Consider the following 15900-nt stretch of genomic DNA (forward strand, 5'->3'; position numbering starts at 1 on the left):
GGACAAATAGAGTTAATCAAGCTTAACAAGCGCAGCCATTGCGCCGGGGAGGACCGCCATGCTGATCGCCATACCCCTGCTGCTGATCCCGGTGATCCTGTACAATATCGTCGTGTTGTTCGGCGCCTCGAGCAATGTCGGCATGGCCCAGGCCGACGCCATTTTGCGCGACCCGCTGTTCTCGATCCCCATGGCCTCGGGCGCCCAGTGGAACATCGGCTCGGGCGACCTGATCCTGTTCCTGGGCCTGATCCTGCTGTTCTTCGAGCTGATCAAATCGACCTCCAGCCAGAAGGTCGCCATCGTCAATCACGCCCTGTCGATGATCCTGTTCATCGTCGTCCTGGTCGAATTCCTGCTGATCCGCGGCTTCGCGACCTCGACCTTCTTCCTGATCGTGGTGATGATCCTGCTGGACGTGCTGGCGGGCTTCATCGTCACCATCATCTCGTCCCGCAAGGATTTCGACCTCGGGAACTGACCACTGAGGGCGGACAGCAGGCCCTATTCGGCCTCAAGCAGTCCGATAGGGAGATAGGCCCCACACGGCCTCAAGCAGCCCGAAGGGCGAAAGGCCCCAAGAAGTCGATAGGCCCTAAGAGAATGCCGTGAAGATCAGGGCCACGACGGCGACGTCGAAAACCTTGGCGGCGAGGCTGAATGCGGCGGGCATGGGCTGGTCCGAAAAGAGGCGGTCTGCCCCAGCCCCAGCAAGCCCCGTGCCGCCGCCTCAGATGTCGGTCTTGGCGGCCTTGCCAGTCGGCGGACGGCGCTCGGCCTCGCCCGAATATTCGGTCCCCAGATAGGCGGCGCGGGCCGCATCCAGCACCGGCGGACCGCCGCGCAGGCCCCGTTTCTGGCCGCGCTGTCCCATCTGCTGGGCGACGAAGGCCGCCGCGCCGGGGTCGATGGCCGCATGGACGGCAGGTCTTGCCGGGCCGACGTCCGGCTTGAACTCGGGCTCAGGGGTCTCGCTTCGGACCAGGGCGCGCGAGGCGGCCTGCTGGGCGCGGCGTTCCCGCTCGCGCCGCTCGCCGTCTCGCCGGTCCACCCGCTCGGGGCCGCCGACCGGCTGAATCCGGTCGGTCATTTCGTCTTCGATCCGCCCGCCAGACGATCGATCTGGGCGCGCATCTCATCCATCTGGCGACGCATCTCGTCCAGGGCGTCAGGCGCAGCGGGCGGCGTCTCTTCCTTGGGTTCCGCGCCTGCGGCCTGGGGCGTCGGCTCGACGCGCGAATAGCCGAAGGCCGGGAACATCTGCATGGCCCGTTCGAACATAGCCATATTGGCCTTGGCCGCCTCTTCCATCAGGCTGGCGCCCGAACCCGTCCCAAAGGCGCGGCTCATCTGGCTGGCGAACTGTTCCTGCTGGCGACCGAAATTCGCCAGCGACATCTCCAGATAGGAGGGCAGGACGCCCTGCATCTGGCCGCCGTAGAAGCCGATCAGCTGACGCAGGAACTGCACCGGCAGCAGGGCCTCGCCCCGGCTTTCTTCCTCGAAGATGATCTGGGTCAGGATCTGGCGGGTCAGGTCGTCGTTCGTCTTGGCGTCATAGACGACGAACTCGGTCCCCTCGCGCACCATGGCGGCGAGGTCCTCCAGCGTCACATAGGCGCTGGTCCGGGTATTGTAGAGCCTGCGGTTCGCGTACTTCTTGATGACGACCTGTGCGCCGTCGCCGTGTTTTCCGCCCTTTGTCTTTTCGTCAGCCACGCTTGTTCTCGCGATGTTGCAACGCGTCACTATCCTCCGTTGCGACGCGAAGCGCTAGGGGCCGTAAAAGCGCAGGCCCCGGACGGCCTCAGTGGCTCATCGCAGGCGCCAGGACCACGCCGACCAGCACCGCCGTCCAATGGACCGTGGCGCCGGTGACGACGAAGCCGTGCCAGATGGCGCGGCGGAAACGCACCTTGGGGCTGATGAAGACGAAGACCCCGGCCGTATAGATCAGGCCGCCCAGCACCAGCAGGCCCAGGGCGATCGGGTGAACCGTCTCCACCATCGGCTTCAGGGCAGCGACCGCCAGCCAGCCGAACACCACATAGACGCCGCTCCAGAACTTGTCGGAAATGCGCGGCGCGAACAGCTTCACGCCTGCGCCGACGAAGGCCAGGGTCCAGATCAGGGCGGTGAAGCCGACCGACCAGCCGCCTTCGAACCTCTGGGTCGTGAAGGGGGTGTAGCTGCCGGCGATCATCAGGAAGATGGCGGCCTCGTCGAGCCGGCGCAGCACGGGCCGCGCGGCGCAGGGCTTGGTCCAGTTGTAGATTGTCGAAGCGGTCAGCATGCCGACCAGGCACAGGGCGTAGATGGCCGTGGCCAGCACCCCGCCGATCCCGGTGTAGACGCCGGCCAGCCCTGCCAGAATGACGCCCCCGACCGCCGCCAGCATCAGGCCGACGACATGGACCCAGAGGTCGGCCAGGCGTTCGGCGCGCGTCTGGTAATGCTCGATCATGTCCAGCTCGTCCGGCGTGCAGACGTGGGTGACAAGGCGGTTCAGCGTTCGCAGCATGGCCAATCAAATCCAGGATCGTCCGTATCGTTCCGCCAAAATGGGCCATCAGGGTGACGAATGACTGAATCCACGCCGATGTTTTTCGTCCGCAGGTGACGAAGCCGCAGGGATGCGGCAAAACGGCAACGAAATATTCTGCAGAGAGTGAAATCCATGACCGACGTCGTCATCGTCTCCGCCGCCCGCACGCCCGTCGGGTCCTTCCTCGGCGCCCTGTCGGCCCTGCCGGCGTCGAAGCTGGGCGAGATCGCAATCACGGCGGCCCTCGAACGCGCGGGCGTATCCGGCGATGAGGTGGACGAGGTGATCCTGGGCCACGTGCTTCAGGCCGCCGCCGGCCAGGGTCCGGCGCGCCAGGCGGCCGTCGGCGCCGGGGTGCGCAAGGAAGCCCCGGCCTGGAGCCTGAACCAGATCTGCGGCTCGGGCCTGCGCGCCGTCGCCATCGCCGCCCAGCAGATCGCCCTGGGCGACGCCAAGATCGTCGTCGCCGGCGGACAGGAAAGCATGAGCCAGGCGCCCCACGCCCAGCAGCTTCGGGCGGGCCACAAGATGGGCGACGTCGCCCTGGTCGACACCATGGTCAAGGACGGGCTGTGGGACGCGTTCAACGGCTATCACATGGGCCAGACCGCCGAGAACATCGCCGACAAATGGGCCATCACCCGCGAAGCCCAGGACGAATTCGCCCTGGCCAGCCAGCACAAGGCCGAGGCGGCGCAGACTGCGGGACGGTTCGACGCCGAGATCGTTCCGGTCGTCATCCCCGGCAAGAAGGGCGACCTCGTCGTCGACAAGGACGAATACATCCGCCACGGCGCGACCATCGAACTGATGCAGAAGCTGCGGCCCGCCTTCACCAAGGAGGGCAGCGTCACCGCCGCCAACGCCTCGGGCCTGAACGACGGCGCCGCCGCCCTGGTGCTGATGAGCGCCGAAGAAGCCAAGGCGCGCGGCCTTGAGCCCCTGGCCCGTATCGCCTCCTACGCCACGGCCGGGGTCGATCCGTCGATCATGGGCACCGGGCCGATCCCAGCCTCGAAAAAGGCGCTGGAGAAGGCGGGCTGGACCGTTGCGGACCTGGACCTGGTCGAATCCAACGAAGCCTTCGCCGCCCAGAGCCTGTGCGTGGTCAAGGAACTGGGCCTCGACCCGGCCAAGGTCAACGTCAACGGCGGCGCCATCGCCATCGGCCACCCCATCGGCGCCTCGGGCGCCCGCATCCTGACCACGCTGCTGTTCGAGATGAAGCGGTCGGGGGCCAAGAAGGGCCTGGCCACCCTGTGCATCGGCGGCGGAATGGGCGTGGCGATGTGCGTGGAGCGGGCGTGATCCGCTCCGATCGCCCTACGACCCAGGCGATCATACTGGCCAGACCGAGCCACCATATGGCTCAACGCATCATGCCGGCGCTGTGGTCCACGTTGGCCGTTTCGATCATCGGCGGAACAGCTGTATTCCTGCTTCCTCAAGCCAGCTTAGGCATGAACACCGCAAAGGGCATCGTGGCCCTTTGCGCTCTAGGATCTGCGCTCTACTGCCTAATTTTTTTGGCTGATATTCGAAAGGGAAAGGTCGGACTGGTCTGGGTCGACGGGGGATTTCTATTCTGTAGGACGCCCCATCTTGATCGATTGCGACTGCAGCAGCCTGTAACCGCGCGTGTCGTCCGTCGCCGCTCCATTTACGGCTCCAACGATGAGCTGATTGTAAGAAATGTGGACGGTGAAAGCCTGACCGTGACAGCTTTTTATTCTGACACATCAGCCGCCGCCATGCGCGACGCCTTGATCGGCCCGGAGGATGCGAAGATCACTCCGGACCGTCCTTGGGGTTAGATCCTCAGTCCGCCGGATACTCGAACGGGTCGCTCGGCGTGGGCTGGGTCGGCAGGGGCATGCGCGGCAGGGGTTCGTCGCGGTTGGCGGCGTTCAGCAGGAAGCTGGCCAGGATGATGGCCGCCTGACGCATGTCTTCGGGCTTCAGGTGGTCATAGGAGTCGATGCTGGTGTGGTGAATGCGCGCCGAATAGTCGAGCGGGTCCTGGATGAACTGGTACCCGTTGATGCCGACGGCTTGCATATAGACATGGTCGGTGCCGCCGGACGGACGCAGGGAGACGGTGGTCGCCCCCATGCTGGCGAAGGGCGCCAGCCATTCCTGGAAGATCGGGGCGACGGCGACATTGCCCTCGGCGTTGATCCCGCGGATCTTGCCCGAGCCGTTGTCGATGTTGAAATAGGCCACCAGATCGCTGTGGCCTGCGCGCGGCTCGACCGGCCAGCGGTTCCGCCAGGTGCGGTTGTTGGGCAGATTGGCCCAGGCCGGATCGGTCGCCGGGGCGCGGGTCGCCAGATAGCGATCGACATAGGCCAGTGAGCCCAACAGCCCCTGTTCCTCGCCGTTCCACAGCGCGAAGCGGATGGTGCGTTTGGGTTTGACGCCCAGCTGTTTGAGAATGCGCGCCGCCTCCATGACCACCGCGCTGCCCGCCGCATTGTCCTGGGCGCCGTCCGAAGCGACCCAGGAGTCCAGGTGGGCGCCGGCCATGACATATTCGGTCCCGCGCGCCGTGCCGGGGATCTCGGCCAGGATATTGTAGGCGTTGACGTCGTCGTCGTGGAACCGGACCTCGCTGTTCAGCTCCAGGGTCGGCGGCGCATCGGTCAGGGCCAGGCGCGCCAGGCGGCGATAGTCTTCAGCCGCCAGTTCCATACCGGCCAGCTTCGGCGTGGCCCCGACCTGATAGGTGTAGCCCGTGCCGTGCAGCAGGCCGCCGTCGCGCTGTGAGATCTTCACCCAGGCCAGGGCGCCCTGTTCGGCCAGGAAGGCGTCCAACTTGGCGCCGAAGTCGACGGTCTCGAGCTGTTTCTGGATGGCGATCGGAGAATATTGCGGCTGGGAATAGGTGTTCCGCTCGGCCAGCTCAGCGCTGGTCCAGCGGCGGAAGGCCGGCTCGCTGGGCTCGGAACCCGTCCCTGGCTGGGACAGCATGACGATCTTGCCGGACAGCTTGCCGCGCCATTTGTCGAAGTCCTCGACCTTGGAGATCGGGGCGACGATCACCCCGCCGCTGATCGTGCCGTTGGTCGACGGGGTCCAGGCCACCGGGATGGCGCGCAGGTCCAGCGGGCGCGGCGCCGTCATCCGGGCGCTGGAGCGGACGATGGACCAACCCCGCCCGAACTCGAACCCCTCGGCGCGGACGTTGGACAGGCCCCAGTCGCGGAACTGCTGCTGGGTCCACTGCTCGGCTTCGCGCATCTGCGGGGAGTTGGTCATCCGGCCGCCGATCCGGTCGGTCAGATAGGCGGCGGTCTGCATCACCTGGCTGTGGTTCAGCCCCTGATCGATGATGCCGTTGACGGCGACCCGATCCACCGACTGGGCGGCGACAGGCGTGGCCAGAAGAGCGGCGACGGAAACGAAGGCAAGCAGACGCGACATGGGATCCCCTGAAACTGAACAGGGCGCATCTGAAGTGATCCGGCGGCGAAGTGCAAACCGCAAAGCTCGATCTTTGGCTGCGGCGATCAGCCCCAGGGACCGTTCGGCTTGACCGGAGTGGGAGGCACGCCGGTGGTCGTGCGAACGGTCGTGACCGGCACGGCTGATGCGGCGGCCGATTCCACAAATGCGCGAGGCCGCACGCCCATCTTCTGCCCCAAATCCATCAACGCCTTCACGCGGTTGCCGGTGGCCGGGTGGGTCGAGAACAGGTTGTCGGCGCCGCGCCCGGCCAGGGGGTTGATGATGAACATCTGGCCCGAGGCGGGATTGCGCTCGGCCGTGGGATTGTGGATCCGCTTGGCGTAGGCGTCGATCTTCTGCAGGGCCGAGGCCAGGGCCTGGGGGTCGCCGGCGATCTCGGCGCCGACGCGGTCGGCCTCATATTCGCGGCCCCGGCTGATGGCCATCTGCACCAGGCCGGCCGCCATGGGGGCCAGGATCATCAAGGCCAGGGTCCCGATGATCCCCCCCGGCCGTTCGCGGTCGTCGCCGCCGCCGAAGAAGAGGGCGAAATTGGCCAGGGCCGCGATGGCGCCGGCGATGGTGGCCGTCACCGTCATGATCAGGGTGTCGCGGTTCTTCACATGGGCCAGTTCGTGCGCCATCACCCCGCGCACCTCCTCGCGCGTCAGCATGTCCAGCAGGCCGGTGGTGGCGCAGACGGCCGCCCGTTCGGGATTGCGGCCGGTGGCGAAGGCGTTCGGCTGGTCGTTGGGGATGATGGCGACCTGGGGCTGGGGCAGGCCGGCGTCACGCGCCATCTGGCGCACGTCGGCGACATAGTTGCGCACCACCGCATTGGGATGCTGCTCGTCGACCGGCTGGGCCCGGTACATCTTCAGCACGATCTTGTCGGCGTTCCAGTAGCTGAACAGGTTCATGCCGCCGGCGAACACCAGGGCGATGGCCATGCCCGTCGCACCGCCAATGCGATAGCCGAGGCCCCCGAACAGGGCGGTCAGGGCGGCCAGCAGGATGAAGGTCTTCAGATGGTTCATCGTCGTTCCGTCCGCGATCGACCGGTTTTTCTGGCGTCACGGCTTCAATTGACTATTTGAGGCCACGAGACGCCGCCCTCAAGGGAGCTGACCTGTGACCGAACATCCCACCCCCGACAGGGACCCCGATACGGGCCCCGAGACTGCTGACAACGAGAACGCGCCCGTTTTCAACGCCGACATCCCGCACGCGACGCCTGAGAAGCCGCTGAGCGAGGTCGCGCGACGCGCTTTGCTGGAGGCGGCCGATCGCCGCGCGGCGGAGCAGATCGCGACGACCGCCTCCGAATACGGCGGTCCGACCGGCCCTGAGCCTACCCGCTATGGCGACTGGGAGAAGAAGGGCCTGGCTGTCGATTTCTGACCGACGGCGACGCCGGCCGGGCGCCGCACTTGCCTGAACAGGGACAACTCAAAGGAGTCTGTCCCGTGACGATACAGTCCATGATCGCCGCCGCGTCGGCGGCCCTTCTGCTTTCCGCCGCGCCCGCCCTGGCCGGGGGGCCGTCGGGCGGCCATGGCGGCGGCTTGGGCGGCGGCTGTGGAAGCTGCGGCGGAGGGGGCGGCCATCACGGCGGCGGCCACTCGGGCGGGGGTCATCACGGCGGGAGCTACAACAGCAACGTCAATGTGAACGTGAATGCGGGGGCCAACGCCTCGGCCTATGCCGGCGCGTCCGCCTATTCGGCCATCAACGCCCGCGCCTATTCCCATTCTTCGAGCATCAGCCATGGCTCCAGCGGCGGCGGCGTGACCTATGTCGGGGGCGGCGGGTACGCCGACGGCGGATACTCGGGAGGCTATATTCCCGGCCCGCCCGTGAACTTCGTCGGCCCTGCCCCGGTCAGCGCTCCGGTCGGCTATCCCGTCTATGGCTTCGGACGCGACTATGTCGGCTGGCGGCCCTATCAGCCGCAACGACCGGCGGACTGCAACTGCCGCCCCGCCCCGCGCCCGACCTATCGCGAAGAGCGATACGAAGGCCGTTATCAAGAGCGGTCCGAACAGACCTATGAACAGCGCGGCTACTACGAGCAGCAGCGCGCCTATGTGCAAGCGCCCCCGGTCCAGGTTCAGGGTCCGCCCGTCTATGTCGCGCCGCAACGGATCTATGTCGCCCCGTCCCAGGTCAATATCGCGCCGCCGGAGATCGTGACCGGTCCCCCCGTCTATATCGAACAGCCGCCCGTCTATGTGCAGGCGCCGCCGGTCAATATCGGGCCGCAGCGCATCCATGTCGCGCCCAGCCAGGTCAATCTGGCGCCGCCCCAGATCGAGACGGCCGGCCCCGTCTATATCGACCAGGCGCCGGTTCATGTTCAGCCGGCCCCGGTCGAGGTCGCCCCGGCCCCGATCTATGTGGCCCCGCCCGAGGTCCACACTGCGCCGCCGGTCCAGGACTATTACGGCGACCTGCCCCCGCCCAACTATGTCGCGCCGCAGGCCCCGCCGCGCCAGTATTACGCCCAGGAGCCGGGCGAACGCGGCTGATCGTTAGATCAGGGCGATGCTTTCGGCGACGGCCAGGGCTGCGGCCCGGGGGTCGGTCGCCGCCGTGATCGGGCGGCCGATCACCAGATGGGTGGCGCCGGCCTGAAGCGCGGCTTCGGGCGTCGCCGCCCGGGCCTGGTCATCCAGGGCGGAGCCCGCCGGCCTGACCCCCGGAGTCACGATCAGGAAGTCCGGGCGACCGGCGGCGGCGGCGATCTCGCGCACCCGCGCCGCCTCGTGGGGGCTGGAGACCACGCCGTCGATCCCGGCCTCCAGCGCCTGGCGCACGCGGCGTTCGACCAGTTCGGCCGGCGACAGACTGTGGTCGTCGGCGGCCAGATCCTCGGCCGTCAGACTGGTCAGGACCGTCACCCCCAGAACCTTCAGGCCCGAGCCGGCCACGCCCCGCGCCGCCGCCGCCATAACCTGGGGCCGGGCATGAACGGTCAGCAGATCGCAGCCCGCGTCCGCCAGATTGGCCGCCGCCTTCTCGACCGTGGCGCCGATGTCGTGCAGCTTCCAGTCCAGAAACACCTTGCGACCCTCGGCCTTCAGGTCGCGCGCCAGGTCCATGCCGCCCGCCGCAAACAGCTGCAGCCCGATCTTGTAGAAGCCCACCGCGTCCTGCACCCGCGCGACCAGGGCGGCCGCCTCTGCGACCGTCGGCACGTCCAGGGCGCAGATGATCCGTTCGTCGGGACCGCGATTGGGGGCGACGGTTTGGGTCTGGGTCATCGACGGACTCGCGCTGAGCGGCTATGCGGGGACGCAAGGGGTGCGTCGGCGCGGCCGGCGTGTTGAATTTCAAGAGCGAGGCGAGGCGATGAACGCGGTCGATCTGGGTGTCAACCTGTTCGTGACCCTGTTCGCCCTGCTGGACCCGATCGGCAATCTGCCGATCTTCGCCGCCGCCACCGCCGGGGCGACCCTGCGCCAGCGGATCTCCGTCTCGGCCCTGGTCTGCCTGTTCGCCGCTGTCTTCCTGTCCTTCTTCCTGTTCACCGGCCTGGGCCTGCTTAAGTTTTTCGGCATTTCGCTGGCCGCCTTCCGCATCGCGGGGGGCATATTGCTGCTGCTGCTCGGCCTAGACATGGCGCGCGGCGACTTCCTGGCCATGTTCGCCGACAAGGACGCCCTGGCCGACAGCAAGGACGTCCGCGGCTACGCCCGCAGGCGTTTCCAGCGGCTGGTGGTGCCCTTCGCCATTCCCCTGATGATCGGCCCCGGCGCCATTTCAGCCGTGATCATCAATGCGGGCGAGGCCGCCCAGCTGGGCTATGCCGGCATGGCGGGCTCGGTCATCGCCATCGCCGCCGCCTGTGTCGTCTCCTGCATCTGTTTCGCCCTGACCGGTTATCTGAGCCGGGTGCTGGGCGAGGTGGGCATGGCCATCATCGTCAGGGTGCTGGGCCTGATCCTGTGCGCCCTGGCCATCCAGTTCATCCTGCTGGGCCTGGGCGAGGCCATTCCGGGCATGATCTCGGGCGCCGTGACCGCACCCTATCCGGCCGCCCCCTGACCGCTCAATCGGCCGCGTCCTCGATGGCGTGGATGTCGTCGTCGGACAGGCCGAAATGGTGGCCGATCTCGTGCACCAGGACATGGGCGATCAGTTCGGCCAGGCCGACGTCGCCCCGTTCGCACCATTCGTCCAAGATCGGACGACGATAGAGGAAGACCCGCGACGGCTCGGCCGCCGGCCCCAGACTGTCGCGGCGGCCGATATCGACGCCGTGATACAGACCGGTCAGTTCGAACGGATCCTCGATTTCAAGGTCCGCCAGGGTCTGTTCATCGGCGAAGTCGTCGATCCGGAAGACCACCTCGCCCGCTGCGGCGCGGAATTCCGCCGGCAGGGCCTCAAACGCCTCGCGCGCCAGTCGGGCGAAGTCGTCCAGAGAGGGGGCGAAAAGGTCAGCGGTCGCGTCGGTCATGCGTCCGCTATCGCCGCCTGGGTGGCTCAACGCAACAGGGCGGGTTGACGCAAAGACCGCCCCGATTTTTTCTCGCGCGGTTGGGGTATGGTAAAGGCGAATCAGGTCGCCGTGACCACAGGGACAAGTATGGCCGAGGCCGACATCGCCTATGTCGCCACAGCAGGCGCCGCCGGACTGGCTCTGGCGGTCAGCGCCTGGGCTCTCCGGCTGCGCACACGGCTGAACGCCACGACGGCCGCCGCAACGCATCAGCGGGACGCCGCCCTGGCCGACCTGGGTCGTCACGACAGCATGTTACGCGCCTTCGACGACGTCAGCCTGGCCCTGACGGCCACCGGCGAGGCGAGCGGACCGCCCATTGGTCCGGGCGAATTGATCGACCGGCTGTCCGGCCCGGACGCCGGGGCTGCGGGTGATATGGGCGTCGTTGTCCTGGCCCGGCTGAAACAGACCCACGCCGGCCAGATCGAGGCCCTGGTCGAGACCGGAAAAGGTTTCGAGGGCCTGATCGACCTGAACGACGTCGAACCCTGGCGGATCGAAGGACGGGTTGCGGGCGGCGCGGCCTGGCTGCGGCTGTCGCCGGCGTCCCGGGTCATGCTGACAGGCGCGGACGCCACTGAGAGCGGTCTGGCCATGCTGGGCGACGCCTCGCCGATCCCGACCTGGGTGGTCGACGGCGCGGGGAAACTGGCCTGGGCCAACCGGATCTGGCTGCATGAGATCGGAGCAGAAACCGTGGTGCAGGCGCGGGAGATGAGCCTGTCCTTCGACCGGGGCGCCGACGCCCTGGTCGCAGAGGCCGGGCGGCTGGGCCTGAAACAGGAGGGGTTCCGTTGGACCACCGGCGGCGGCCATCGCCGGGCCTGGCGGATCATCGCAGAACCGGCCGGCGGCGGCGCCGTCATCGCCTTCGCGATCGAGGTGACCGAGGCGGAAGAGACGCGCGACACCCTGCGCCGCCACGTCGACGCCCATGACGAGACCCTGAACCACCTCGCCGACGCGGTCGCCATCTTCGGCCCGTCCAAACGGCTGGCCTTCCACAACACCGCCTTCCAGACTCTGTTCGATCTGGATTCCGCCTGGCTGGACGAGCGCCCCACCCATGCCGAGCTTCTGGACCGGCTGCGCCAGCGCCGCCGCCTGCCCGAGGTCATGGACTACGCCGGCTGGAAGGCGCGCGAGCTGGACTTCTACGGCGCCGCCCAGGCTTCGCCGGACGACAGCTGGTCCTTGCCGGACGGGCGCACGCTGCGCGTGGTGCGCCAGCCCCACCCGTTGGGCGGGATATTGCTGATCTTCTCGGACATTACCGACGAGCTGAACCTGCGCAGCCGGTTCAACGCCCAGATCCAGGTCCAGACCGCGACCCTGGACAAGCTGAACGACGCCGTGGCCGTGTTCGGGTCCGACGGCCGGCTGCGCTTGCACAATGAGGCGTTCGAGGACTTCTGGAACCTGACCGGCGAGCGGATCGCCGCCTCGAACGACTTCGACGCCATCGCCGAGCTGTGCAAGACCACCCTGCCCGACCCGGCCCTGTGGCTGGGTCTGAAGGCGCGGGTCGCCGATCCGGATCCGGAGAGCCGCATCGCCATCTCGGGCGAAGGGCGGACGGTCGACGGCCGCGTCGCCGCCTGGCAGACCCGCCCCCTGCCCGACGGGGCCACCCTGGTCGCCTTCTCGGACGTGACGGCCCGGCGCGGCCTGGAACAGGCCCTGGTCCAGCGCGAACAGGCCCTGGCGGAAAGCCAGGCGCTGAAGCGAGAGTTCGTCGGCAGCGTCTCCTATGAGCTGCGCACGCCGCTGACGACCATCGTCGGCTATTCCGAACTGCTCGAGACCATGGGCGATCTGCCCGAGCGCAGCCGACAGCATGCCGGGGCCATCCGCGTGGCCGCCAGTCAGCTGGCCCGCTCCATCGACGACGTGCTGGATATGGCCCAGATCGACGCCGGCGAGATGGAGCTGTCCTTGGGCGACGTCAGCATTTCCGACCTGCTGGGTCAGGCCGCCGAGCGCATACGGCCCAAGATCGAGGGTCGCGGCGCTGCGCTGACCGTCCTGTGCGAACCCGGTCTACGGCCGATCCGCGCCGACGCCCATCGCATCGGCCAGGCCCTGAATCATCTGCTGGAGAACGCCGCACGATCGGTATCCGAAGGCGGCGACGTGACGCTGTCGGCGGAAACCGGGAGCTCGGAGATCCGTCTTTCGGTGTCGGATTCCGGCCGCGGCATCCCCTATCATCTTCAGGCCCACGTCTTTGACCGGTTCGTCCGGCGCGAACGCGGCGGTCCGGGCGTCGGCCTGGCCCTGGTCAAGGCCCTGGTCGAACTACACGGCGGATGGGCCGAGGTCGAAAGCGAGCCCGGCAAGGGGGCCGCCTTCATCCTGCACCTGCCCCTGGGCGTCTCTCCGGCCGCCGCCGCGCCGGAACTTCCGCTGGAAGTTCCGGCTATCGCTGCCGCCCAGGCCGTCGCCTCCTAAGGCCTTTCGGCCTTGGACTGGTCCCGCGCGGGGCCGAATTCAGCACCAGGGTTCCATTCCGGCCATTGGGTCGAGTCCGCCAGTTCGCGCCCCACGGCGTAGATCAGAGCGACATCCGCAGCGGCGGCGTCCATGCGCCAGGTCGCATCCCATTCGTCGGTAGGCTGGTGATAGCGGTTCTGGACGTAGTCGCGGCTGGCCGCACTGGCGCCCGTGAAGCCGGCCGCTGGGAACAGGGCGGGCACGCCCTTCAACGCCAAGGGGAAGTGGTCGGAGCGATAGAAGGCCCCGGCCTGGGGCGCCGGATCGGCGATCAGGGTCCGACCGGTCGCAGCGGCGTGCCGGGCCAGCACATCGTCCAGCTGGTTCTTGCCCTTGCCGATGACCACGACATTGGGATCGATCTCGGTTCCGGGCAGCAGGCTGTCGACATTGATATTGGCCACCGTCGTCTCCAGCGGCCAGACGGGATTGGCGGCGTAGTAGGTCGAACCCAGCAGGCCCGCCTCCTCGCCCGACCAGGCGGCGAAGACCACCGAGCGCTTCGGAGGCGGACCCTCTGCGAAGGCGTGGGCCAGTTCCAGCAGGGCGGCGACGCCGGTCGCATTGTCCACGGCGGCGTTATAGATCTTGTCGCCCTGGGCGTTGGCGGTGCCGACCCCGTAGCCGTCCCAGTGGGCGCCGTACATGACGGTCTCGTTCGGGCGTTCGGCGCCGGGAATGCGAGCGATGACGTTCTTGGTCTCAACCCGGTCGGCGATCTGACGGAAATCGACGCTCATCGTCAGGCCGGGCAGGACGACGGGACGGAAATCGGCGCGACGAGCGCTGTCCTTCAGCGCAGCGAAGTCGAGCCCGGCGGCGGTGAACAGGTCCTCGGCCTTGGCGCGCTGGATCCAGCCCTGGAAGGGCGCGCGCTCGGCGTTGGGGTCGGCGCGGACGATGTCGAACTTGGGCGCCGCCGACGAGTTCTGCAGCACCGACCAGCCGTAGCCGGCGCCCGCCGTCTCATGCACCACCAGCACGCCCGCCGCGCCGCGACGGCCCGCCTCCAGGAACTTGTAGGTCCAGCGGCCGTAGAAGGTCATGGCCTTGTCATCGAACTTGCCCGCCACCGGTTCGTCCGCTGACGCCTCGAAATCGGGGTCGTTGACCAGGACGACGATGACCTTGCCGCGCACGTCCACGTCCTTGAAGTCATCCCACTGACGCTCGGGCGCTGTGGCCCCATAGCCGACGAAGACCACGGGCGCGTCCCTGACGGTGATGTGGTCTGTGGGCCGGTCGCTGGACACTAGGACGTCCGGGCCGCGCTCGAGGGCGATGGTCCGGCCGCCGACATGGGCGGCGACAGTCGCCGGGCCGTCCTGGCGCGTGCGCGACAGATGGGCGACCTGGACGAAGGCGCCGTCCGGCCCGCCGCCCTCTGCGCCGGCGGCGCGGAACTGTTCGACCAGCCAGGCGACCGTCTTTTCCTCTCCCGGCGAAGCCGGCGCCCGCCCCTCGAATTCGTCCGACGCCAGAACGCGCACGGCCTCATTCATCCGCGACGCGTCGATGTCAGGCTTCTCTTGCGCAGTCGCAGATGAACTGGCGATGATCAGGGCGAGGGCGGAAACAGCGGGCAGGGCGTGGCGCATCGGGGGAGAGCTCCAGAATGGCGGGGGGTTCAACCCTGCCCGCGTCAGTCCCGGCTGTCGAGCCAGGCCATAAGGCCGCGCGCCGCGACGACGCCCGATGCGAAACTGGCCTGAAGCAGGTAGCCGCCGGTCGGCGCCTCCCAGTCCAGCATCTCGCCGGCGACGAAGACGCCCGGTCGGGCGGTGAGCATCAGCCTGTCGTCGACGCCCTCCAGCACCACCCCGCCGGCCGAAGAGATGGCGCGTTCCAGCCCTTGGACTCCCGTCAGCGTCAACGGCATGGCCTTGATCCGCTCGGCCAGGGCGCGGGGCGAAACCGGCAGGGGGCCGGCTTCATACAGCAGGGCGACGGCGGCCGACTCGAGCCCGACTACCTTGCGCAGATGGTTCGATAGGCTGGCCTTGCCGCGGGGCTTCGACAGCCGGTCGGTCAGTTTGCCGACCGCGACATCCGGCTTCAGATCGATATGGACATCCGCCCGCCCGTCCGTCTCTACCGACGTCCGCAGCACGGCCGACAGGGCGTAGATGGCGCCCCCTTCGAGGCCGTACCGCGCGATCATGGCCTCGCCGCGCGCTGTCTTTTCCCCATGGGTCACGGCGACGCCCTTCAGCGGCTGACCGGCGAACCGATCGCGGAACAGCGGGGACCAGGCGAGGTCGAAGCCGACATTGGCGGGGCGGAAGGGCGCGACGGCGACCCCGGCGGTCTCGAGCCAGGGCTTCCAGGCGCCGTCCGATCCCAGGCGCGGCCAGCTGGCGCCGCCCAGGGCCAGGACCACCGCATCCGGTCGTTCCAACCGCTCTCCATCCGGGGTCTCGAACACCAGAGCCCCATCCCGCCAGCCCGCCCAGCGCGACCGGGTGCGGATTTCGACGCCCAGACCCTCCAGCCGCGCCAGCCAGGCCCGCAGCAGGGGCGAGGTCTTCATCGCATCGGGAAACACTCGCCCGCTGGACCCGATGAAGGTCGGCTGGCCCAGTTCTTCGACCCAGGCGGTCAGGTCGGCAGGGGTGAACGCGTCGATCCAGCGCGAAACCGGCGCCTGGGCCGAGCCATAACGGGTCAGGAACCGATCCAGCGGCTCCGAATGGGTCAGGTTCAGTCCGCCGCGACCGGCCATCAGGAACTTGCGGGCCACGGACGGCATCCGCTCGTGAACCACGATGCTCAGACCCGCCTGGGCGAGGCGTTCAGCCGCCATCAGTCCCGCGGGGCCGGCGCCGATGACATGGACTTGAGGTTTGGATTGGGTCATCCCCCGCTTTGCCCGCTCGCGGCGACGCTGGCTATAGGGACGCGGGTCGCT

At 68.0% G+C, this 15900-nt stretch carries 16 protein-coding genes; 7 read left to right on the plus strand and 9 right to left on the minus strand.

Annotated elements, in window-relative coordinates:
• The first annotated feature begins 58 nt into the window (after positions 1-58).
• The gene (locus tag ACW17X_RS11280) at positions 59-481 is read left to right on the plus strand and encodes a hypothetical protein (RefSeq protein ID WP_492097439.1); all 423 of its coding nucleotides are present in this window, start codon (positions 59-61) and stop codon (positions 479-481) included.
• A gap of 249 nt (positions 482-730) precedes the next feature.
• Here the strand turns inward: ACW17X_RS11280 and ACW17X_RS11285 are convergent, their stop codons facing one another.
• From ACW17X_RS11285 to trhA, 3 genes are all read right to left on the minus strand, one after another.
• On the minus strand, positions 731-1090 hold the full coding sequence (locus tag ACW17X_RS11285; RefSeq protein WP_492097441.1) for a hypothetical protein: 360 nt from the start codon (positions 1088-1090) through the stop codon (positions 731-733).
• Complete coding sequence (gene phaR / locus ACW17X_RS11290) at positions 1087-1719, minus strand: polyhydroxyalkanoate synthesis repressor PhaR (protein ID WP_492097442.1); 633 nt, start codon at positions 1717-1719, stop codon at positions 1087-1089. The genes ACW17X_RS11285 and phaR overlap by 4 nt, the downstream gene beginning before the upstream one ends.
• Positions 1720-1807: 88 nt before the next feature.
• The gene (gene trhA, locus ACW17X_RS11295) at positions 1808-2521 is read right to left on the minus strand and encodes a PAQR family membrane homeostasis protein TrhA (RefSeq protein ID WP_492097444.1); all 714 of its coding nucleotides are present in this window, start codon (positions 2519-2521) and stop codon (positions 1808-1810) included.
• Positions 2522-2677: 156 nt separating this feature from the next.
• On the opposite strand from trhA, the gene ACW17X_RS11300 reads away from it, so the two are divergent.
• Positions 2678-3853, plus strand: a complete 1176-nt coding sequence (locus ACW17X_RS11300) for an acetyl-CoA C-acetyltransferase (protein WP_492097446.1) — start codon at positions 2678-2680, stop codon at positions 3851-3853.
• A 56-nt stretch (positions 3854-3909) separates the two neighbouring features.
• A complete protein-coding gene (locus ACW17X_RS11305; protein WP_492097448.1) occupies positions 3910-4359 on the plus strand; it encodes a hypothetical protein in 450 nt (149 codons plus the stop codon).
• Positions 4360-4363: 4 nt separating this feature from the next.
• On the opposite strand, the gene ACW17X_RS11310 is transcribed toward ACW17X_RS11305, so the two are convergent.
• On the minus strand, positions 4364-5968 hold the full coding sequence (locus ACW17X_RS11310) for a M20/M25/M40 family metallo-hydrolase (protein ID WP_492097450.1): 1605 nt from the start codon (positions 5966-5968) through the stop codon (positions 4364-4366).
• A gap of 86 nt (positions 5969-6054) precedes the next feature.
• Complete coding sequence (gene htpX, locus ACW17X_RS11315) at positions 6055-7029, minus strand: zinc metalloprotease HtpX (RefSeq protein ID WP_492097452.1); 975 nt, start codon at positions 7027-7029, stop codon at positions 6055-6057.
• A gap of 94 nt (positions 7030-7123) precedes the next feature.
• On the opposite strand from htpX, the gene ACW17X_RS11320 reads away from it, so the two are divergent.
• Together ACW17X_RS11320 and ACW17X_RS11325 are read left to right on the plus strand one after the other, a co-directional pair.
• Positions 7124-7393 carry a DUF1674 domain-containing protein gene (locus ACW17X_RS11320; RefSeq protein WP_492097454.1) on the plus strand — a complete coding sequence of 90 codons (270 nt, stop codon included), beginning with the start codon at positions 7124-7126 and terminating at the stop codon, positions 7391-7393.
• Between the two features lie 65 nt (positions 7394-7458).
• Positions 7459-8520, plus strand: a complete 1062-nt coding sequence (locus tag ACW17X_RS11325; protein ID WP_492097456.1) for a hypothetical protein — start codon at positions 7459-7461, stop codon at positions 8518-8520.
• 3 nt (positions 8521-8523) lie between these two features.
• Here ACW17X_RS11325 and pyrF read toward each other — a convergent pair whose 3' ends face one another.
• Positions 8524-9255, minus strand: coding sequence for an orotidine-5'-phosphate decarboxylase (pyrF, locus tag ACW17X_RS11330; RefSeq protein WP_492097457.1), 732 nt, complete (start codon positions 9253-9255; stop codon positions 8524-8526).
• An 88-nt stretch (positions 9256-9343) separates the two neighbouring features.
• Here pyrF and ACW17X_RS11335 point away from each other — a divergent pair, with 88 nt between their 5' ends.
• Positions 9344-10039, plus strand: a complete 696-nt coding sequence (locus tag ACW17X_RS11335; RefSeq protein ID WP_492097459.1) for a MarC family protein — start codon at positions 9344-9346, stop codon at positions 10037-10039.
• A gap of 4 nt (positions 10040-10043) precedes the next feature.
• On the opposite strand, the gene ACW17X_RS11340 is transcribed toward ACW17X_RS11335, so the two are convergent.
• Complete coding sequence (locus tag ACW17X_RS11340; RefSeq protein ID WP_267515031.1) at positions 10044-10454, minus strand: metallopeptidase family protein; 411 nt, start codon at positions 10452-10454, stop codon at positions 10044-10046.
• A 129-nt stretch (positions 10455-10583) separates the two neighbouring features.
• On the opposite strand from ACW17X_RS11340, the gene ACW17X_RS11345 reads away from it, so the two are divergent.
• Positions 10584-12950: a sensor histidine kinase gene (locus ACW17X_RS11345; RefSeq protein ID WP_492097461.1), complete on the plus strand. Its 2367-nt coding sequence runs from the start codon at positions 10584-10586 to the stop codon at positions 12948-12950.
• Here the strand turns inward: ACW17X_RS11345 and ACW17X_RS11350 are convergent.
• Positions 12947-14590 (minus strand): M28 family metallopeptidase, encoded by a 1644-nt coding sequence (locus ACW17X_RS11350; RefSeq protein WP_492097463.1) that lies wholly within the window; start codon positions 14588-14590, stop codon positions 12947-12949. The genes ACW17X_RS11345 and ACW17X_RS11350 overlap by 4 nt on opposite strands.
• Before the next feature lie 44 nt (positions 14591-14634).
• A complete protein-coding gene (locus ACW17X_RS11355; protein ID WP_492097465.1) occupies positions 14635-15849 on the minus strand; it encodes a BaiN/RdsA family NAD(P)/FAD-dependent oxidoreductase in 1215 nt (404 codons plus the stop codon).
• Between the last annotated feature and the right edge of the window lie 51 nt (positions 15850-15900).

This window comes from Brevundimonas sp. FV1ye4L, assembly GCF_058681255.1.